General features: G+C 53.4%; 21 protein-coding genes and 1 pseudogene. 10 read left to right on the plus strand and 12 right to left on the minus strand.

Annotated elements, in window-relative coordinates; translation table 11 throughout:
• Positions 1–20: 20 nt before the first annotated feature.
• Together AC3WJN_RS11340 and AC3WJN_RS11345 are read left to right on the plus strand one after the other, a co-directional pair.
• A protein-coding gene (locus AC3WJN_RS11340) for an IS3 family transposase (RefSeq protein ID WP_100225778.1) occupies positions 21–1,141 on the plus strand; the annotation gives its coding sequence in 2 pieces (ribosomal slippage) (positions 21–270 and positions 270–1,141; 1,122 coding nt in all).
• Between the two features lie 234 nt (positions 1,142–1,375).
• A complete protein-coding gene (locus AC3WJN_RS11345; protein ID WP_005830095.1) occupies positions 1,376–2,077 on the plus strand; it encodes a VanZ family protein in 702 nt (233 codons plus the stop codon).
• A gap of 377 nt (positions 2,078–2,454) precedes the next feature.
• Here the strand turns inward: AC3WJN_RS11345 and AC3WJN_RS11350 are convergent, their stop codons facing one another.
• The gene (locus tag AC3WJN_RS11350; protein ID WP_221175368.1) at positions 2,455–2,541 is read right to left on the minus strand and encodes a putative holin-like toxin; all 87 of its coding nucleotides are present in this window, start codon (positions 2,539–2,541) and stop codon (positions 2,455–2,457) included.
• 261 nt (positions 2,542–2,802) lie between these two features.
• On the opposite strand from AC3WJN_RS11350, the gene AC3WJN_RS11355 reads away from it, so the two are divergent.
• Together AC3WJN_RS11355 and AC3WJN_RS11360 are read left to right on the plus strand one after the other, a co-directional pair.
• Complete coding sequence (locus tag AC3WJN_RS11355; protein WP_005830093.1) at positions 2,803–3,678, plus strand: radical SAM/SPASM domain-containing protein; 876 nt, start codon at positions 2,803–2,805, stop codon at positions 3,676–3,678.
• A gap of 34 nt (positions 3,679–3,712) precedes the next feature.
• The gene (locus tag AC3WJN_RS11360) at positions 3,713–4,231 is read left to right on the plus strand and encodes a DinB family protein (protein WP_007779543.1); all 519 of its coding nucleotides are present in this window, start codon (positions 3,713–3,715) and stop codon (positions 4,229–4,231) included.
• 43 nt (positions 4,232–4,274) lie between these two features.
• Here AC3WJN_RS11360 and AC3WJN_RS11365 read toward each other — a convergent pair whose 3' ends face one another.
• Positions 4,275–5,198 carry a GNAT family N-acetyltransferase gene (locus tag AC3WJN_RS11365; protein ID WP_007779540.1) on the minus strand — a complete coding sequence of 308 codons (924 nt, stop codon included), beginning with the start codon at positions 5,196–5,198 and terminating at the stop codon, positions 4,275–4,277.
• 178 nt (positions 5,199–5,376) lie between these two features.
• On the opposite strand from AC3WJN_RS11365, the gene AC3WJN_RS11370 reads away from it, so the two are divergent.
• The gene (locus AC3WJN_RS11370) at positions 5,377–5,976 is read left to right on the plus strand and encodes a hypothetical protein (protein ID WP_007779537.1); all 600 of its coding nucleotides are present in this window, start codon (positions 5,377–5,379) and stop codon (positions 5,974–5,976) included.
• A gap of 95 nt (positions 5,977–6,071) precedes the next feature.
• Positions 6,072–6,518: an NUDIX domain-containing protein gene (locus tag AC3WJN_RS11375; RefSeq protein ID WP_007779535.1), complete on the plus strand. Its 447-nt coding sequence runs from the start codon at positions 6,072–6,074 to the stop codon at positions 6,516–6,518.
• A gap of 176 nt (positions 6,519–6,694) precedes the next feature.
• Here AC3WJN_RS11375 and AC3WJN_RS11380 read toward each other — a convergent pair whose 3' ends face one another.
• The 8 genes from AC3WJN_RS11380 to AC3WJN_RS11415 all read right to left on the minus strand — a co-directional run bounded on the left by AC3WJN_RS11380 (position 6,695) and on the right by AC3WJN_RS11415 (position 14,353).
• A complete protein-coding gene (locus AC3WJN_RS11380) occupies positions 6,695–7,165 on the minus strand; it encodes an ankyrin repeat domain-containing protein (protein ID WP_007779533.1) in 471 nt (156 codons plus the stop codon).
• Positions 7,166–7,369: 204 nt separating this feature from the next.
• On the minus strand, positions 7,370–7,855 hold the full coding sequence (locus tag AC3WJN_RS11385) for an RrF2 family transcriptional regulator (protein ID WP_007779530.1): 486 nt from the start codon (positions 7,853–7,855) through the stop codon (positions 7,370–7,372).
• A 19-nt stretch (positions 7,856–7,874) separates the two neighbouring features.
• Positions 7,875–8,597: a DsbA family oxidoreductase gene (locus tag AC3WJN_RS11390; RefSeq protein ID WP_005830077.1), complete on the minus strand. Its 723-nt coding sequence runs from the start codon at positions 8,595–8,597 to the stop codon at positions 7,875–7,877.
• A gap of 133 nt (positions 8,598–8,730) precedes the next feature.
• Positions 8,731–9,372, minus strand: coding sequence for an ABC transporter ATP-binding protein (locus tag AC3WJN_RS11395; protein WP_026558241.1), 642 nt, complete (start codon positions 9,370–9,372; stop codon positions 8,731–8,733).
• Positions 9,369–11,024 (minus strand): ABC transporter permease, encoded by a 1,656-nt coding sequence (locus AC3WJN_RS11400; RefSeq protein WP_005830074.1) that lies wholly within the window; start codon positions 11,022–11,024, stop codon positions 9,369–9,371. Before AC3WJN_RS11400 ends, AC3WJN_RS11395 begins: the two co-directional genes overlap by 4 nt.
• A gap of 3 nt (positions 11,025–11,027) precedes the next feature.
• Complete coding sequence (locus AC3WJN_RS11405) at positions 11,028–12,137, minus strand: Fe(3+) ABC transporter substrate-binding protein (RefSeq protein ID WP_005830072.1); 1,110 nt, start codon at positions 12,135–12,137, stop codon at positions 11,028–11,030.
• A gap of 117 nt (positions 12,138–12,254) precedes the next feature.
• The gene (locus AC3WJN_RS11410) at positions 12,255–13,679 is read right to left on the minus strand and encodes an ATP-binding protein (protein WP_283858740.1); all 1,425 of its coding nucleotides are present in this window, start codon (positions 13,677–13,679) and stop codon (positions 12,255–12,257) included.
• Complete coding sequence (locus AC3WJN_RS11415; RefSeq protein ID WP_005830069.1) at positions 13,676–14,353, minus strand: response regulator transcription factor; 678 nt, start codon at positions 14,351–14,353, stop codon at positions 13,676–13,678. The genes AC3WJN_RS11410 and AC3WJN_RS11415 overlap by 4 nt, the downstream gene beginning before the upstream one ends.
• Positions 14,354–14,514: 161 nt before the next feature.
• On the opposite strand from AC3WJN_RS11415, the gene AC3WJN_RS11420 reads away from it, so the two are divergent.
• Positions 14,515–15,039 carry a superoxide dismutase family protein gene (locus tag AC3WJN_RS11420; RefSeq protein WP_005830067.1) on the plus strand — a complete coding sequence of 175 codons (525 nt, stop codon included), beginning with the start codon at positions 14,515–14,517 and terminating at the stop codon, positions 15,037–15,039.
• 216 nt (positions 15,040–15,255) lie between these two features.
• Here the strand turns inward: AC3WJN_RS11420 and AC3WJN_RS11425 are convergent, their stop codons facing one another.
• Both AC3WJN_RS11425 and AC3WJN_RS11430 read right to left on the minus strand, forming a co-directional pair.
• A complete protein-coding gene (locus AC3WJN_RS11425; protein WP_005830065.1) occupies positions 15,256–16,101 on the minus strand; it encodes a 1,4-dihydroxy-6-naphtoate synthase in 846 nt (281 codons plus the stop codon).
• A complete protein-coding gene (locus tag AC3WJN_RS11430) occupies positions 16,102–16,761 on the minus strand; it encodes a futalosine hydrolase (protein WP_007779520.1) in 660 nt (219 codons plus the stop codon).
• Positions 16,762–17,050: 289 nt separating this feature from the next.
• Between AC3WJN_RS11430 and AC3WJN_RS11435 the strand changes: the two are divergent.
• The 3 genes and pseudogenes from AC3WJN_RS11435 to eutH all read left to right on the plus strand — a co-directional run.
• Positions 17,051–17,323: pseudogene (locus tag AC3WJN_RS11435) on the plus strand (nitroreductase family protein); the annotation flags it as partial.
• Between the two features lie 348 nt (positions 17,324–17,671).
• Complete coding sequence (locus AC3WJN_RS11440; protein WP_005830059.1) at positions 17,672–17,872, plus strand: cold-shock protein; 201 nt, start codon at positions 17,672–17,674, stop codon at positions 17,870–17,872.
• A gap of 409 nt (positions 17,873–18,281) precedes the next feature.
• Positions 18,282–19,562, plus strand: a complete 1,281-nt coding sequence (eutH, locus tag AC3WJN_RS11445) for an ethanolamine utilization protein EutH (RefSeq protein WP_005830057.1) — start codon at positions 18,282–18,284, stop codon at positions 19,560–19,562.
• Positions 19,563–19,650: the final 88 nt, after the last annotated feature.

Here is a 19,650-nt window from a genome sequence, read left to right on the forward strand (position 1 = left end):
ATATCTGAGGAGAATCTACTATGACGAAAAAAGAAAGAAGGACATTTACGTCTGAATTTAAAGAACAGATGGTTCAGCTTTATAAGAATGGAAAGCCAAGAAAGGATATCATTCGTGAATATGAATTAACACCGTCTGCGCTTGACAAATGGGTCAAACAGAGTCAAACATCTGGTTCTTTCAAAGAGAAGGATAACCTTACCCCCGAGCAACAGGAACTTATCAAATTGCGGAAAGAAAATAAACAATTGCAAATGGAGAACGATATTTTAAAGCAAGCTGCGCTGATACTAGGACGAAAGTAAATGTGATTCGGAACAACCAGCACAAATACTCGATATCAGCAATGTGCAGAGTCCTACAATTACCAAGAAGTACATACTACTACGAGGCACAGGAAAAACACTCCGAAGATGAACTGGTCGAAACGATTACGGGAATCTTCCGCATCAGCCGCCATAACTACGGCACGCGTAAAATTAAGACGGAGTTAAAAAAGAAGGGCTTGATCGTATCCCGGCGGAGAATTGGCAGAATCATGAAAGAAAACGGACTTGTGTCATCGTATACCGTGGCTCAGTTCAAGCTTCACGTAGCGTCTTGCAATGAATCAAACGTGACAAACGAGCTTGATCGACAATTTGATCAGAGAGAACAACTGGCAGTTGTAGTGAGTGATCTGACATACGTGAGAGTCGCGCAAAAATGGCAATACGTATGTCTATTAGTCGATCTCTTTAACCGAGAAATTATTGGGTATAGTGCGGGACCACGCAAAGATGCAAAGCTGGTTTACCAGGCGATTGCATCCATTCAAACCGATTTAAACAGGATTCAAATGTTTCATACCGATCGTGGAAATGAGTTTAAAAATAAGCTCATAGATGAAGCACTGACAGCTTTCCGTATCAAGCGTTCCCTTAGTATGAAAGGCTGTCCGTATGATAATGCAGTAGCCGAAGCAACATTCAAAATCTTTAAAACTGAGTTTGTTAAAGGTCGGCATTTTGAAAGTTTAGAAAAACTAGTGCTGGAGTTATCCGACTACGTGCATTGGTACAATCATATCAGAATCCATGGCTCACTCGGTTATCTAACTCCTGTCGAGTACAAACTTGAACACCTTAAAAAAGTTGTCTAGTTTAGTGTTGACAATCCAGTTCAACAACCGTGACTCCTAATAGCGGCAACTTCTCGAAAAGTTTTGGTTCTCGAAGTGATGCAGCTCAATACTACATTGAGGCCGATAAAGGTAGCCTTGATTATTGGACAGTCAAAGGATCAGGTACTTTACAGACAAAGTAATGAAATTGCATACTAACGGCGGCTGATCGATACCGCCGTTACATCCCTTATACATAAGGAGAGGATTCACTTGCTGCTCTTCGAACGAGCTCCGTTGTTCATTGGCCTTGCCGCGATACTGATTTCAGCAATCATTCTTCGACTGGCGTGGAAAAAAAAGTATGGCTTTCTGTTCTTCTATACACTATTTTGTGTCTATGTCTTGCATCTTGGTAAGTATACACTCTTTCCGATTCCGATTGACCCGAGATTGATTGCTGACAAGGCTCGAGTGGCCAATACCTTCGCAGAAGAAATGAACCTGATTCCCTTTTTCTTTCCAGCAGGTTTTGGATTGGCAGACATGCAGGTTTTATTAAATATCGCATTAACCGTACCATTCGGATTTGGAATTTCGTTTTTAGGCAAGACTCACCTGCGAAAAATAGTTCTTCTCGGATTACTCGTTGGATGTACCATTGAATCGCTTCAACTTTTGATAGGTTTAGCTCTAGGATTTCCGTATCGCTATGTCGACATCAACGACGTAATCATGAACTTCCTCGGTGTCGTGATTGGATATGGGATTTTCCGGCTGTTTTCAATCGTTTTTATCAAAGTAACGAAAAAACCTCATTTCACGTCGGTTGTGCCACTTACGATTACGAATCAGCCCGACACCTCCGTTTCATCACTTATCGTCCGCATTGGACAAGCCAGCGTTGAGATTCGTTCAGGCTTCGCTCCTCACTTGCTCCGCAAAATCGTGCACGTCCTCGAAGCGCCATGCTGACGCTACCAAGCGTTGGTGCTTCTTGGGCATGCCCGAGCATTCACGGCTCTGGAGTAGTGTTTACAGTCGATTCTGCCGTTAAAAAACAGGTGTTTTTGATCGAATGCTTGATGTTTTCCATTGCACCTGTTTTGATTGAATTACTTGCTCTATACGAAGGAGGGTGTTTTTGTCCAAGTTGGCTGGTTTGCTGCTCAAAAATTGACATATCCCGCAAACTGATCTATCCTAAAATTAACAGTAGCTGTATATAATACAAAGAAGACCGCCCCGGCGGCAACCGGAACGGTCCATGCAATAGCATATCCCCTACCAAGGGGTGCGGCTCCATTCGTTACATGAGAAGTAACCGCCAGAGTTGGTAGCTCAAGGGGCGGTTACTTCTTTTTTCTGTCGAAGGACAAGATCAACACGATCAACGTTGCAAATGAAATCATCAACGTCAGTGCTTGATAGACCTCCATATTCTCACCCCCTCCCTGTTCGGGATAGAGAGTGAGCCGCCGCCCCTCGGGAGCCTATGCTATTGCAGGAAGATTATACCACATGTTTTCAGAACTTTTCTACAACTACAACCTTTCTCCAGATGCGTCGCTCACGCACGGCGAGAGAGCATTGCGACAACTGCCCCCCATAATACACCGTTACCCCTCCCCCGCCTCCTATGGTACTATGTGAGGTATATTCGCACTTCACAATAGGACAACTGGAATGGGGACAATATTTTGAAAACGTTTAAAAAAGTTTATATAGAAATTACGAGCATCTGCAATCTCGCCTGTACGTTTTGCCCGCCGACGGAGCGCAAGGCTACGTTTATCTCGGTGGACAGCTTCGCGAAGCGGCTGGATGAGATCAGGCCGCACACCCGGCACATTTACTTGCACGTAAAAGGAGAGCCGCTGCTCCATCCGAAAATCGACGAGCTGCTCGACATCAGCCATGAAAAAGGCTTCAAGGTCAACATTACGACCAACGGCACATTGATTGCGAAAAATCGGCATAAGCTGCTGGGGAAGCCAGCGCTAAGGCAGATGAACTTTTCGCTGCACAGCTTTGACGGCCACCTCGGCTCGACCGACCGTGAAGGTTACTTGCGGGAGATTCTCTCCTTCGTCCGCGACGCTGCGGAGCACAAAGTCATCTTTTCCTTCCGCCTGTGGAATTTGACCCAAAACAACATCACGAACATTCAAAAGAGCAGAAACCGCCAGACGCTTGCAATCATCGAAAAAGAATTTGCGCTCGATTACCAGATCGAAGAAAAGGTCGAGCCGGGTAGCGGCGTAAAAATCGCCGAGCGCGTCTACTTGAACCAGGACCATGAGTTTCAGTGGCCGAGCATGACAGCTCCACGCGACGAGGGCCGGGGCTTTTGCCACGCCTTGCGCAGCCAGGCGGCGATTCTGGTCGACGGGACAGTCGTTCCGTGCTGTCTGGACGGGGAGGGCGTCATCAACCTGGGCAATATTCAGCAAGCGTCGTTTACGGACATCGTGGAAGGCGAGCGGGCCAATGCCATCGTCGAAGGGTTTTCTCGCAGGGAGGCTGTCGAGGAACTGTGCAGAAGATGTGGATATCGCCAACGTTTTGGCGCGTAGTGGATCAACCTGAATCGGACAAGGGGGCGTTTTGATGAATTTCAGCATGCATGAAGCTGTCGAGGTGTTGGAGCGTACGCCGTTGCTGCTGCAACAATTTTTATCCGGTCTATCGACGGGGTGGCTGACCTGTAACGAGGGCGAGGACACGTGGAACGCCGTGGAAGTGCTGGAGCATTTGATCGAGGCAGAGCGAACGAACTGGATACCGCGGCTGGAACTGATTTTGCAGGAAGGCGACAGCAAGCCTTTTGATCGCTTTTCGCACCTGAACCGACGCACGGAGCAGTCGCTGGCGGAAAAGTTGCGCGAATTTACAGCGATTCGCCAGCAAAATATCGCTAGGCTGACGGAGCTGATCGATCCAGCGCTGCACCTGGAGCTGACTGGCCTGCACCCGGCATTCGGCGCGGTAAAAGCGCGGGAGCTGATTTCCACCTGGGTCGTCCACGACTTGACACACATCGCGCAAATCGTGCGGGTCATGGCGAAACGATACGGAACGGACGTCGGGCCGTGGAAAGCGTATTTGGGCATTTTGCAAAACAAATGACGCTTCCGGCAAAACCATGAGGGGATGGATTTCCCCCTCTTTTTTATGCCAGCTCTGTAAAATACCTGACCTCTTCGCTCTCCACATAAAAGCCGACCGACTCGTAAAGGAACAAAGCCGACTGATTGGTCGTCAGCACCGTCAGGCAGGCGTACGGCAGTCCATGTGCCTGCAAGTAAGCAAGTCCCTGCGTCAGCAAAAACTTGGCGAAGCCGCGCTGCCTCCACGGTTCGCGGACAAACACATCCTCAATAACCCGGTGCTCCTCCTCTTGCCACGCCATTAACCCGGCTGCGAGCGTGCGTTTTTGCCGGATGACGAGCGATGTCCAGAGCGGTTGCTTTTTGTATTCGGCGAGCCGTTCCGCCCCAAGCGGCGTGTCCGGCCAAATCTCCGCTTCCACCTGCAAATATTGCCGTTCCTCTTCAGGCGTCTCCATCTGCCACGGCGCAAACTGAAAAGCTTCGTCCAAAGCCCTCTCGCCAACAGGCTGATCGAGCTCGCGCCGCATCCGAAACAGGCTGTTCAGGTGGCGGAAGCCTTGCCGGATAAAAAACCCTTTGTTGGCCGCTGCCGTCGAGTCGTTGCCCACACACAAAATCGTGTTGTACTCCTGCGACAAGCTCTGCTTAAGCTCGCTAGCCTTTTGATAGAGCAGACGGTACAGCTTTTCCAGCAGCTCGTCGTCGTCCTCCCTCTCCGGTACAGTTTTCAGGTTGAGGTAGATCGCATGTTTGTTTTCCGGCAGCCGTCCGGGTGGCACGACATTAATGATACTGACCTGTCCCTTGGCCACCATCCTCCCGCCCTCGAATGCGCAGTAAACGTTGCCCCAGTTTTCTTCATCGCCCACCCACCAAAAAGTGGCGTTTTCTTTTGCCGTCACAGACTTGTACAGCGCGCCAAGCAATGGCATGTCTTCCTGTTGAAAATGGCGGATCGTCGTCTTCGTGGATGGTTGGCTCATGCCTAATCACTCGCTTCCTTGTTATTCCCACCACTATAGCACCATTTCCCGAAAATTCCCTATTTTTTCGCGATGTCTTCCACTGTGTGATAAAATGCTAGATAGTTCCAAATGCCAGGCCAACGTTTGGCGAAAATGCTTGGCCGCATCGACTTTTTCAGCCCAAGGAGAGCCGCCCGTGAAAAAACTCGACCAGTTGCAGCTTGAGCATTTTCAACAGATGGAGCAGCTTGAGCTTCAATATTATAGCGCCGATTTCATTACGCCCAGCCAGGAAAGCTACAACTGGTACTGCTTCCGCCCGGACAGCATCGTCGCGATCGAAGCGGATAACCGCGTCGTCGCTTTCCTGAATTTGCTCCCGGTAAAAAAACATGTCTACGAGCAAATCGTCGCCGGCCGCTTCAACGACAGCTTGATGACGACTGCGGATATCGAAAATCCGGAGCAGTCGCCGGAGTCGGCGTATTATTTTTTGTCCTGTGTCGTTGTCGCTGATGCTTACCGGAAAAGTGCTGCCTTGCCGCTGATGCTCCACCATTATCTCGGCGTGCTGGATGGCGTGGCCGCAAGCGGCATTCGCATTCACTCCATCGCGATGGAGGCGGTGACCGCTGCCGGCAATCGGTTTGCGGAGCGGCTCGGCATGCGGCTTTTGTGTGAGAGCGACCATGATTCGCACGTCTACGCATGCGACTACGCAACTTTCCGAGAGCACGTGCATGCCCGCTATCCGCTGCCGGAAGCACAGCCCGGGCAAGCCGATGACCCGCAATAGCCAGACAAGAGGGCGGCGACTCGGTGCTGTCGCTCGCCATCCAGCGAGGAAACGAAAACGTCGCGAACTTTTTTGCGGCAACAAGGAGCGAAGCAATGACAACGAATGCGAATACAGCGGCACTTCCCCGCTTGGGCGTAGGCGCGGTGATCCGCAACGAGCACGACGAGATATTGCTCGTGTGGCGCAATCGTCATCCGGAGAAAGATACATGGAGCATTCCGGGCGGAAAAGTAGATCTGTACGAGCCGCTGGAGGCGTCGATCATCCGCGAAGTAAAAGAAGAAGTAAATCTCGACGTCGAAATTACCGGCTTGCTCTGCATGGCCGAGACGATCCGACCGGACGAGGCAGAGCATTGGGTGTCCGCCATCTACGAAGTCCAAGTGCAAGCGGGAACCGCACGGAACATGGAGGAAGGCGGAGCGATCGGGGCAGTCAAATGGTTCTCCCTCGCCGAGCTTCCCGCCAATCTCGCTTGCTTCACCGTGCCTGCAATCGAGCAGTTGCAAAAACGAAGAGTGCAAACAAGCTGTTCCTGAAAAAAGGACTGCGCAATCCTCGTGCGCAGTCATGTTCGAGACTGCCACGTTTTTTTCATACTTTTCCCTACTGATCCACAGATGCGGTCGACCGCCCGCCTTCCAGCAGCGAGACACCTGGCGCGGGGAGTGGCGTGCAGCAGGGGTGCAACGTGTGGCGGACGCCATGCCGCACGTTAGCCAAGCAGCAAGGCAATCTCCTCTTCCTCGCGCCCCCGGGCGATAGCGAGCGGGGTCAGCCCCCGTTTGTCCCTCCGCGCTTTGTCCGCTCCATGCTCCAGCAATACTTCGATGACATCCAGCCGCTCCTCTCCGTCTGCTACTTGCGTGTGCAGCGGCGTGCTCCCGTCGTCCGCCGCTGCGTTCACGTCTGCTCCGTGCCGGATCAGGAGGGCGGCAATCTGCGGATACAAAACGATATGCAGCGGGGTACTTCCCTCGTCGTTACTGGCGCGGACATCTGCTCCTTGTCCTAGCAAAAATTCGATCAGCTCCTCGTTCTCCGTCATGACGGCCGCATGCAGCACGGAAAACTCGTACTCATCCTTGCCGTGAATCAAGGCAGGCTGCTTCTGCAAAATTCGTTTTACTTCGTCGAAATCGTCCATTTCCGCTGCCTCGTACAAATCCTCGAACGTATATGCCATCTTCAACGCCTACCTTTCCATGCAAACGATCGGGGAAAGCGCTGCTCGTACAGCCGCGTCAGCTTCTGCACCTTCGCCCACGCTCCCTTTTCCGTGTGAGAAAACTTGGCTGCGCCAAGTTATTCGTGCAGCCTTGGTTGCACTTATCCGGAATAAGAGTCTTACCCATTCTTATCTGTACCAAAAAACCGACTCCTGCTACTGCTACAAGAGTCGGTTTTCCTGCTTGATCTCCAACAGTTCCTCGCTTGGGCCTACCTGCCCGAAGCCGATGCTGTCCATCACATCCGCCAGCGTGTACTGCCCGAGAAATAAAACAAGCTGCTGCTCGGCCTGGTTCATCAGCGCCTCCAGATGGCGGTCCAGTTGCACGCCAACCTCGCCGCAATCCAGCTCCTCCTGACTGTCTTCCTCGCGTTCGTCCGGAAGGGAGCGGTAAATATCGGCGAGCGTCAACTCCTTCGGGCACCTCGTCATGTAGTAGCCGCCGTCGCGTCCTTCCTTTGCCTCCACGATGCCAGCCCGGTTCAACTGGGCCATGACTCGGCGCAAAAAAGTCGCATGCGTCTTCACCTGTGCGGCAATGGCGGAGCTGGACAGCACACCGCCGCTTTGCGCCAGCCAGACCAGCACGTGCACGGCAATCCGGAAGCGCGGCTTGGCAATCTGATCGATTCGATTCAGCTTCATGCAACCACAACCTCGCCGTTTACAGCTTGCAGGAACCGTCCGCGCAGTTGTCCCCGGCTGTCTTTTCCTTTTCATCCTGACCGACAAGCGTCAGAGGGGCAGCGGCGTTTTCTTCTTCCCATACTTTGCCCAGCACTCCCAGGAACACTTCGTCCGGCTGAGCGCCGGAAACCGCGTATTTGTTGTTGAACACGAAGAACGGCACGCCTTTGATGCCGATTTCAGCGCCTCTGCGCTTGTCTTCCTGCACCTTGTCGCTGTACTCGCCGCTTTTCAGCATGGCGAGTGCCGCTTCGCGGTCCAGCCCGACCTCGGAGGCAAGCTGCGCCAGCACCTCGTGGTCTCCCAGGTGAAGCGACTCGGTGAAGTACGCTTTCAGGAGGCGCTCCTTCATTTCCGTCATTTTGCCATGGGCAGCGGCAAAGTGAGCCAGACGGTGCGCGTCAAACGTATTCGTCGGAATCATCGTGTCAAAATGATAGTCGAGCCCGACGCTTTTTGCTTGCTGGGCCACGCGATCATTCATGCTTTTGGCCTGTTCCAGCGGCATGCCGTATTTGCTAGCGAGCACGCTGTGTATGTCCATATTCGTATCGCGCTCCATGGTCGGATCGAGCTGGAAGCTGCGGTAGACGATTTCTACCTGATCCTTGTTCGGGAATTGCGACAGTGCGCCTTCCAGATGGCGCTTGCCGATATAGCAAAACGGGCAGGCAAAATCAGACCACACTTCTACTTTCATGTATGCATCCTCCTCATATTCAACGGTTCAGCGGCAATCGCGCCAAACCGTAAACTGCAATCGTCACAAGCACATTATACACGATGCAGGGGAATGCTGCTGAACTTTTCAGGAGGAAGCGACACTTTGCCCGTCAGCGAGCCATGCGGATGATCCGGTCGCAGATCGTCTCCGCATCTTCTCTGTCATGGGTCACCAGTATCGTCGTGATGCGCGCTGCCCGCAGCAGCTCCTGCAATTCCTCGCGTATTTTCTTTTTCAACTCTGCGTCCAGATTGCTGAACGGCTCATCCATCAACAGAATGGCGGGTCGAGGTGCCAACGCTCTGGCAAAAGCCACCCGCTGCTGCTGCCCGCCGCTCAGCTCATGCGGGTAGCGCTTGCCGAAGCCCTCCATTTGCACGAGCGCAAGCATTTCCCGAAGCCGTACCTCCCGTTCTTTTTTCGTCAGCCGATGCAGTCCAAACAAAATATTTTGCTCGACCGTCAAATGCGGAAACAGCGCATAGTCCTGAAAAATCATTCCGACTCCGCGATGCTCAGGCTCGACGAACTGCCGCGCATCGACCAGCACCCGTCCGTCGATGAGGATTCGTCCGCCCGCAGGAGCTTCCAGCCCCGCGATCAAGCGCAGCAGCGTGCTTTTTCCACAGCCGCTGTTTCCCAAAATCCCAACGATCTCGCCCTGCTCCATGCGCAGCGAAAAATTGCGCACGACAGGCCCGCTCCCCGCTCCGTAGCCAAACGTGATATTGTCCAGTTGAAAAAAGCTCATTTTGCCTGTCTCTCCCCTACCCAGTGATAAAAAAAGACGGAAACGATGCCGACCGCGACGATGAACAGCGACGGAATCGACGCTTGCTGGATTTGCTCATCGCTTGCGTATTGGTACGCCTTCGTCGCCAGCGTTTCGAAGTTGTAGGGGCGGAGCAGCAAAGTCAGCGGCAGCTCCTTGACAATCTCCATGAACACGAGAATAACCCCGGTCATGACCGCCCCTTTGATGAGCGGCAAATCGACCTTGAAAAAAGTCCGGGTCATCCCCATGCCGAGCATTCGCGCCGCCTCCGAATAGCGGTTTCCCGTCTTCTCAAAGCCGGCTTCGACCGCATTGAAGCCGACCGCCAAAAAGCGGATGATATAGGCAAAAACGAGCATGAACAGCGACATGCTAATCACCAGCTTGCCCTCTGGAAAGCCCAGCCAGGCGTACAGCGGACCCAGCTCTTTGTCGAGCGAAATCACGACGGCCAGCACGCCGATTGACAGCACCGCCCCCGGAATCGAGTACCCCATGGAAATCAGCCGCGTCATAACCATGGCGAATACAGATGTGCGGGAATAGCGAATGACGTTGGCGACCGTGACCGCAAGCAGCATCAGGAGCGCGATGGAAACAACAGAGATCGACAGCGTATTGGTCAAAAGCTGCACGAACCGCTCGTTCAGCACTTCCTGATACGTCCATGTTGCCCAGACCGCAAGCTGTGCCACAGGAATGAAAAAAGAAAGGGAAACGATCGCGATACAAAAGCATAGCGCGGCATACATGGGCAGCCCTGTCAGCTTTCTTCTGCGCAGCGTCGTGACCCGGTTCGTCGGCGAGCTGAACTTTTTGCGCTTGCGCACCAGCCGCTCCACGACAAAAATGCCGATAATCAGGCTCATCAGCCAGGCAGCCAGACGGATTGCCGAATCGACGTCGTACATGCCGAACCACGTCTTGAAAATCGCCGTTGTAAACGACTGAATGCCGAAGTGGTTAGTCACGCCAAAGTCGTTCAGCACCTCAAACGCGACCAGGCTCGCTCCCCCCGCAATAGCGGCCTGCGAGAGCGGCAACACGATGCGAAAAAAGATGTGAACCGAGTTTTTCCCCAGCAATCGGGCGTTTTCAATGAACGCCGCGCTCTGCTTTTCCAGAAACGTTTTCGTAATCAAGTACACGTACGGAAACAAAAACAGCGTGAAAATAAAAATGGCGCCCTTCATGGACATGATGTCAAAGTAGCGCTGATCGAACGTCCAGCCCCAGCCATTTCGCAAAAAAGTCTGGATGCTTCCGGTATAGCTCAGCATGTTGCCGTACGTGTAGGCCGCAATATACGGCGGGATCGCCAGCGGCAGCACGAAGGCGAACGCGAAAAAACGGCGCAGCGGAAAATCGTAGGCAGCCACCAGCCAGGCGAGCGAAACGCCTACGATGATCGTACAGGCTCCTGTTCCCAAGACGAGCCACAGCGATTCCAGGGCGTAATCTAGGAGCATGTACTCCTGAATGTGCTGCCAGTTTTCATTCGTGTGCGCAAACAGGCCGAGCAAAATGTAAAGAGACGGGAGAAGGGCCAAAATGGCCCCTGTCACGCTCAGCGCTACCCACCCGTTCAGCTTCCGTTTCAGGCTTCTTCGCAACGCAGCTCCCGTCATCGTTTATTTCCACCCTGCTTTGTTCATCAGCTCAACCGCTTTTTTGTTGTGCTCGCCAAGCTTGGCAAAATTGAGCTGCTGCGTCTTGAACTCGCCCCATTCTTTCAACAAGGCCGGCTTCTCCGCCTCCGCATTCACCGGGAACTCAAAGCTGCCTTGCGTCAACATCGACTGGCCTTCCTTGCTCGTGATGTATTCGATCAGCTTGACGGCGTTGTCTTTGTTTTTCGCATGCTTGGTCAAGCCGATGCCGCTAATGTTCACGTGCGTACCTGTCGTGTTTTGGTTCGGGAAAAAGACGCCGACGCTTTCTGCGACTTTCACTTCTTCCGCGTCTTTGGAATGCAGCATTTGCCCGACGTAGTACGTGTTCATCAGAGCGACATCTCCGACTTTGGCCGCGATCGCTTTCGCCTGGTCGCGGTCTCCGCCCTCTGGCTTGCGCGCCAGGTTGTTCGCCAGGCCCGTTGCCCAATCTTGCGCCGCCTGTTCGCCATTCAGCTCGATAAAGGAAGCGACCAATGACTGGTTGTACAAATTCGAGGAAGAACGAACGAGCACTTTGCCCTTCCATTTGTCGCTCGCCAAATCTTCATAGGTGGACAAATCTTCCGGCTTCACGCGGTCTTTTGCGTAGACGATCACGCGCGCGCGGGTCGCCATGCCGATCCATTCGTTGTCAGGATCGCGCCATTGGCTCGGCACGTTTTTTTCCACCTCTGCGGAGGCGATTGGCTGCAGAACGCCGTTTTGCTTGGCGTAGTTCAGCACGCCGCCGTCCACGGTGATGAACAAATCCGCCTCCGAGCTTTCGCCTTCGCGCTTCAGGCGCTCCACCAGTTCCTCGGCTGTGCCTTTTACTTCATTGACCTTGATCCCCGTCTGTTTGGTGAACTCGGCAAACAGCTTGCTGTCTATCTCGTAGTGCCTTGCCGTAAATACGTTAACGACCTGGTCCTTGTCCTTCGCCGCCGTCTCCTCCGCTTTTGGCGCGGTAGTGCCGGCTTGCGGCTGGCTCGCGCTGCTCTCTCCCTGACCAGCTCCGCAGCCCGCCATGAATGGCACAGTCAGCATCGTAAAGAGCATGAGACTGAGCATGCTTGTTTTTCTCATTTTCGAATCTTCCCCTTTGCCTCAAGTTGTTTTGATAATGAATATCATTTCCAATCGACAAGGCTTATTGTAGCGAAGCAAAATGAGAAAACGATGAGAAAAACAAAAAAACTTTTTTCAGACGCTCTCCGCAATCGAGCGAATCGGCAACAGCACGTTGACAGTAGTGCCTTCCTGCTCGACGCTCTCGATCGTCAGCGCTCCGTTGTAACGCTCCACAAGCCGCTTCGCAATCGACAGCCCCAGGCCGTTTCCGTCCGTGGCGCCGCTTTTTCTGTTTCGCGCTTTGTCTACCCGGTACAGCCGATCCGTGACATACGGCAAGTCTTTTGCCGGAATGCCGATTCCCGCGTCGATAATCTCCAGGCGGGCTCGCTCGCCCTGAATGGCTGCCCTCACCGCGATTCTTTTTCGTTCCCGCGAATACTTGACCGCATTGTCCAAAAGAATCAGCAAAATCTGCTCCAGATGTTCTGCGGATATGGCCAGCTTCACCCCGGACAGCGCCTGCAGATCGCGCTCTATAATGAAGGCGGGATGAAGCATATTGACCTTTTTTACCGTTTGCGAAATGACCTGCTCCGGCTCGCATACTGCGGCCGCTTCATCCATTTGCAGATTCTCTGCCCGCGTCAGCACGAGAAGCTCCTCGACCAGCGCTTTTAATCTGGACAGCTCCTCCACGGATATTTGCAGCGATTCCTCCAGGACGGCCGGATCGTGCTTGCCCCAGCGGCGCAGCATGCCCAGGTGCCCTTCGACGATGGCGATCGGGGTGCGCAATTCATGCGAAGCATCCTCCACGAATTGCCGCTGCTGCTGAAAGGACCGCTCCAGCTTGTCCATCATCGCATTAAACATCTTCATCGTCGTGGCGAGTTCATCGTGATTGTCGTAAAACTCCACCCGCTCGGACAGACCCTTTTGCTTCACGTTTTTCATCGTTTCGTTCATCGCCTGCAGCGGCTTGACCAACTGCCGGGCCAGCAGTCTCCCGCCGAGTCCGCTTACAATGACCGCCGCGAGACAGCCGATCGCCATGAACCGGAACAACGCTCCGCTCAGCTTCTCGAACTCCTGGATGTTTTTCACGATCTCCACCGTGCCGTCAAACTGAAAAATCGTGATCGGCCGCTCCATCAACAGCAAGTTTTTGCTGATGTGCACACTCCGCCATTGCTCGCGGGGAGCACGCGTGATCGTTTCAGCCAGGCTGTCTTCGATCCCGTCCGACACGACGGCAACCGGCACGCCTTGCCCGTCGAGGATACGGATTCGCTGGTTGTGCTGGTTGATTTTTTGCAAAAAGCTGCGCATTTCGTCGAGATCGGCTCCCGCGAAGGAGATTTCCCGCTCCAGGGCAAAGTTGAGAATCTCGCGCATCGTCTGCTCGGCCGCTTGCTCCTCCTGACGCATCATCCACTTTTCCACAAAATAATATTGAACGGTATTGTAGGCGATGAACACCAAAAAGAGCAGCACGGACGACCAAAGCGTCAGCTTCCATTTGATCGGGAGTCTGGATGGGGCGTATCTTTTCATTTTCTCATCACGTAGCCGATCCCGCGAACGGACTGGATGTAGCTGCGCTCCTCAGGCGCGTCGATTTTGTTGCGCAAATACCGCACGTACACATCGACGACGTTCGTTTCGACGGCAGACTCGTACCCCCACACCGTATCGAGCAGCACGTCGCGCGGCAGGACGCGGTTAATATTTTTCATAAACATCACGAGCAGATCGTACTCCCTTTTGGTCAATTCGAGGCTCTGTCCGCCTTTTGCTACCGTTCGCGCCTCCAGGTCAACGGTCAGCTCGCGAAAAACAAGCTTGGCCCGCAGCGCGTCGGTCTGCTCCTCCTGCCTGCGAAACACGACACGCATTCGCGCGAGCAACTCCTCAATCGCAAACGGCTTGGGAATGTAGTCGTCCGCGCCGCTGTCCAAACCCGAGACGCGATCATCCACGCTGTCTCTTGCCGTCAGCATGATGATCGGCGTTTTTTTGCGCTCGCGAATCTTGCGGCACACTTCCATCCCGTCCATTTCCGGCAGCATCAAATCAAGCAGGATGAGGTCCCACTCTTCCTTCAACGCGAGGTCCAGCCCTGTTCTTCCTTCATCGGCAACCGCCACGAAAAACGATTCGTGACGCAGCTCCAGCTCGATGAACCTCGCCATATTTTTTTCATCTTCAATCAAAAGCACTCGTTTCATCGTTTGCTCACCTTTTGTCCCCGCGGGGGAAGTCCATCTGATTGTAGATGATAATAATTATCAGCGTCAACATTCGCCGCCCACAGAAAAGATGAACCATCCGCCCATTCGCGACATAGGATGAACATCGTAACGATCACGAAAGCGAAGGTGGAGTGAACATGAACGGATATCCTCCCTATTTTTACGATACGCGCATGATTTCTTCCCACTATGCGCACACCCCGACACAGGCTTATGCCCAGATTCAGGGCGGTCCGCTGGCTCCGAACCTGAACGGCTATATCGTCTTCACCGATGTCCCGTACGGAACGGAGGTTTACGTCGAAGTCATCGGCCTGCCTCCTTACAAGCCCGCGACTGGCAATCAGCAGCCGATTGGCCCTTTTGGCTTTCACCTGCATGAACATGGCGTCTGCACCGTCGGCAATCCGGACGATCCGTTCACCGCAGCCGGCTCCCACTGGAATCCGACCAACCAGCCGCACGGCAACCACGCTGGCGACTTCCCTGTCCTGTTTTCCAACGACGGCTATGCGCGGATGAGCTTTTTCACCAACCAGTTCAGGGCGGCAGATGTCGTCGGCAAATCTGTCATCATCCACCAAAGCCCGGACGACTACCGGACACAGCCTGCGGGCAACAGCGGCAAGCGGCTGGCCTGCGGGATTATCCAGCCTGCCTAGCGACCGCGCCATTTTTGCTTCCGCTATGCGAATCCATCAGGCGAGAGCAGGACACAGCCGTGCCGTGGACAGCTTCGTACCCTCGGCTGCCGTGGCAACAAAAAAAGCACAGAGACTCAAGCCCCTGTGCTTCCTTCGTTTTCTTTTGTTATGCGCAAAGACTTGTCACATCGGCAAAAGGCCAGTCCTTCGCGCGACCGCCATTTCTGTTGCCTGTTATCCGCGCAGCAGCGACAAGTCGAATCGAGGGACAAGCCCTTCCTCGGCAGCGCGCCCCAGCAAGGCGGTGATAGCTGCGTAGCCGTCCTCTCCGAGATTGCGCGTAAATTCGTTTACGTACAGGGCAATGTGTGCCTGGGCAACCTCGAAGGACAGCTCCTGGGCGTGGCACATGACGTACTCCTGCGAAGCGGTCGGATGAGCCCAGGCGTATTCTACAGACGCGCGCGTCCAGTTCGCCAGCGCTTCGAGATCCATTGATCTTTTGGCGATGATCGCCCCGAGCGGAATCGGCAGATTGGTGTCTGCTTCCCACCAGTTGCCCAGATCGGTCATGAGGGCCAGCCCGTAGTTTTGATAAGTAAAACGCGCTTCGTGAATGACCAGGCCCGCGTCGATTTTGCCGTCGCGCACGGCAGGCATGATTTCGTGGAACGGCATCACGACGATTTCCCCTACACCGCCCGGGACGTTTTGCGCAGCCCACAAACGGAACAGCAGGTACGCCGTCGAGCGTTCGCTGGGAACGGCCACCCGCTTGCCGGAGAGCCGGGCCGGGTCGTTGGCGCTTGCGCCTGCATCGCCCTGTGTCAGCACGAGCGGCCCGCAGCCTCTGCCCAAAGCCCCGCCGCAAGGGAGCAACGCGTATTTGTCCAGCACCCACGGCAGTGCCGCATAAGAAATTTTCATCACTTCCGGCCCCTCGGCACGAGTCGCCAGCGTGTTCGTAATATCAATGTCGGCATACATGATGTCCAACTCGGGCGCACCCGGAATCAGCCCGTGTGCCCAGGCGTGAAACACAAACGTGTCATTTGGACACGGAGAAAACGCAATCTTCATTTACAGCACCTCCCGCAAAACTGAGCTTCCTTTTCGCAGCGCTTCCAGCGCGTCCTTGATTCGCCACGCCGACTTGTCGCGCGGGCCAATCGCGTTGGAAACCGTCCTGATCTCCAATACAGGCACGCCAGCCGCTTGCGCAGCGACCGCCACACCGTATCCTTCCATGGCTTCCGCGAGCGCTTCCGGCATCCTGTCAGCCAAAGCCTGTGCCGTTTCCGCCGTTCCCGTCACCGTAGACAGCGTCAGGATCGGTCCGCGACCAACGGGCAAGCCCGCTTTTTGCATGGCGCGCTCCACACGCTCTGCCAGCTCGCCAGCCACGGGCACACGCGCCGAGCCAAACCCCAGCTCGTCCACGCTGCAAAAGCCATCCGGCGTCTCCGCTCCCAAATCTGCGCAGACGATCTCACTGGCTACCGCAATCGAGCCGACCTCTGTCCGGCCGACGAAGCCGCCGCAAATCCCCGCGCAAACCACCAGGTCGTACTGCGCCTTTGCCAGCGCCCGCGCCGTACTGGCAGCGGCCGAAGCTGGCCCCACGCCTCCGACGGCCACCGTGAACCGTGCGTCCTCACCCAGCCCTTGCATGACCGCATCCCGCTCTGCCGCTACCGACGTCACGACGAGAATGCGCTGCTTTTTTTGCTCATCAAGCATTTCCAGCCTGCCCTCCTTCCTCTGCTTCCCTTCTTTATTTCGTACAGCTTTCTTGAAAAAACATTTCCTCCTCCACGTTATCGCTACTTGTCCTTCGTGTAAAGAGTTTGGGGTGTTTGACAGACAAATGCGCCGCTGCTGTCGCCAAAACGCATCCGTCTGCTGGAAAAGGATTAACAACGATTCTTCAATAAAATATATTTAGTTACGAAAAGTAATTATATTACATTGAATAAGTTTTGCATTTTCCATGCATCCTGTTAAAGAAAAAAAGCCATTGGAGGGAGGTATGAATCTGAGTAAAGATTTTTTCACAGCCGTAAAAGACAGACGCACCTATTACGGAATCAGCAAGGAAGCTGTTGTCTCTGACGAGCGTATTCGCGAGCTTGTCGAAGAAGCCGTCAAGCATACGCCTTCCTCCTTCAACTCGCAAAGCGCCCGCGTCGTTGTGCTTCTGGGCGAACACCACGACATGCTGTGGAGCATCACCAAGGAAACGCTACGCAAAATCGTGCCAGCCGAAAGCTTCGGACCGACAGAAGAAAAAATGAACGCGTTCGGCAAGCCAACCGCACAGCCTGGCGAAAAACAGTTCCAGCCCATCGCGGAACGAGTGAAGTTTTTCTCCTTATCGCTAGGTAAATTCCCCCATTAATAAGGCGGCGCGCGAGACATCCAGTCTTTTCGCCGTCTTTCCTTGTTTTTTTGCTGTACGGATCTGAAAGTAACTGATTGATTTCCGCTCCTGCCTGTGGTAGTATTAATTTAAACAAAAGAAGTTTCAAATGAGTGTTCACATATTGTAAAGGGTTTACAGTTATGTTTGAACCTTTCACAATGTGTGAATTTTATTTTATCCACAAATAAAAGTTGCATATTCATTTTAACTTTGTTGGAGGTAACACCCATGCAAACAGGTACAGTAAAATGGTTCAACGCTGAAAAAGGTTATGGTTTCATCGCAGTTGAAGGCGGAAACGACGTATTCGTTCACTTCAGCGCAATCACTGGCGAAGGCTTCAAAACTCTTGAAGAAGGCCAACGCGTTGAATTCAACGTGGTAGAAGGCAACCGCGGACCACAAGCTGAGAACGTAGTAAAACTGTAATTGGCTCACAAAGCTGCCCTTGCTTGATAGCAGGGCGGCTTTTTTTCGCTCTTTTTCAACCTGCGCGGCCGCTTTTTGTCGGTCACCCGCCATAAAATTCGGACTTTGTTCCTAAAGAGCTGTTGACAACAGACAAAGCTCCCCATATAATCACGGTATAATGCAGCGAAAAGCAATGGCGCTTTCCAGCATGAAGTTTTCAAAATTTACACAATGATACAAGCTGAGACATCATTCCTTCGCTTATTTTTTAGTCTCGTTTGAAAGCGGTTCCAGATGATTTATCAATCTTCAAGCTGTTTAAACAAGTCCATACGAAAATAAGCAAAGGCGCTTAGGGCAAATCCCCGGTTTTCAGGGATCCTAAGCGCTTTTATTGTTTACATCTTTCAAAAAGGTGGGGTTGTCCATGGAGCACATTGGAAGTGTCATTATTTACATCATCATGCTATGCGCAGTCATCGGTGCTGTCGCCGCAATCCGCAACAGCGATGAAGGGCTTGGCAAGGAGTTCATGGAAGGAATTCACTCAACCGGCTACATCTTCGTTCCCGCAGCCGGGATCATGGCCTCCCTCCCTTACATCTCGTGGTTTGTGGAAAAAGCGGTGTCGCCGATTTTCCACAAAATCGGCGCCGACCCTGCCCTCGCGGCAACAGCCATTTTGGCTTCCGACATGGGTGGCTACCAGTTGGCGAACATCTTGAAAAGCTCGACAGAAGGCTGGGTAATGGCTATGGTCGTCGGTCTGATGGCTGGTGCGACGATCGTTTTCTCCATTCCAATGGGGCTGGCCATGCTCGACAAGCGCGACCACAAATACATGGCGCTTGGCGTCATGTCCGGGATTTTGACTGTTCCGATCGGCGCTTTCATCACCAGTGCCATTCTCTCTCTGTCAAACGCGCAAGTTCGTGCTGAAATCTCTACAAACGCTGACTCCACGTATGCGTTTGCCATCGGAATCGGCCAGGTGCTTTTGAACTTGTCCCCTATCCTGATTTTTGTTGTGGCGATTGCCGCAGGTCTGCGCTTCATGCCTGACCTGATGATTCGCGGATTCATGATCTTTGGTAAAACAATGGACGCTGGCATCAAACTCGTTCTCGTGTTTTCGATCGTGGAATACTTTACAGGCATTTTCTCTACCGTATTCGGCTCTTGGGGATTCGATCCGATCATCGCCGACCCGAAAGATCAATACCGCGCGCTGGAAACAGCCGGTTACATCGGAATCATGCTCTGCGGTGCGTTCCCGATGGTGTACTTGCTGCGCAAATACGCGGCGAAGCCACTGGAAGCGCTGGGCAACAAGCTGGGCCTCAGTCCTACAGGCAGTGCGGGGCTGCTGGCAACTGTCGCCAACATTTTGGCCATGTTCCGCCTCGTGCGCTCCATGCCGCCAAAAGACAAAGTCATCAACATCTCCTTCGCGGTATGTGCGGCGTTCTTGCTGGGCGACCACTTGTCCTTCTCCGCGAACTTCCAGCCTAACATCATCTTGCCGGTGATGCTCGGCAAGCTCGGTGCAGGTGTGATCGCCATCGCGCTCGCCTACTGGCTCTCTGTGCCAAAAGCGCTGGAGCTGGAGAAACAAGACCGCGAAGCTGGCATCATCGGTCCTGACGAATACATGGACGGACACGGCGAGCAAAAAGCTTCTACTGAAGTAGCGGCTACCAAAGAGTAAGACAAAGTCACGCTTTTCCGCATAACAAAAAGGCTGTCCCTGGAGACAGCTTTTTTCTTTTGCCCTTTTGCCATGCCGTAATGAAAGC

The organism is Brevibacillus sp. FW306-2-1A-C05A (assembly GCF_058781555.1).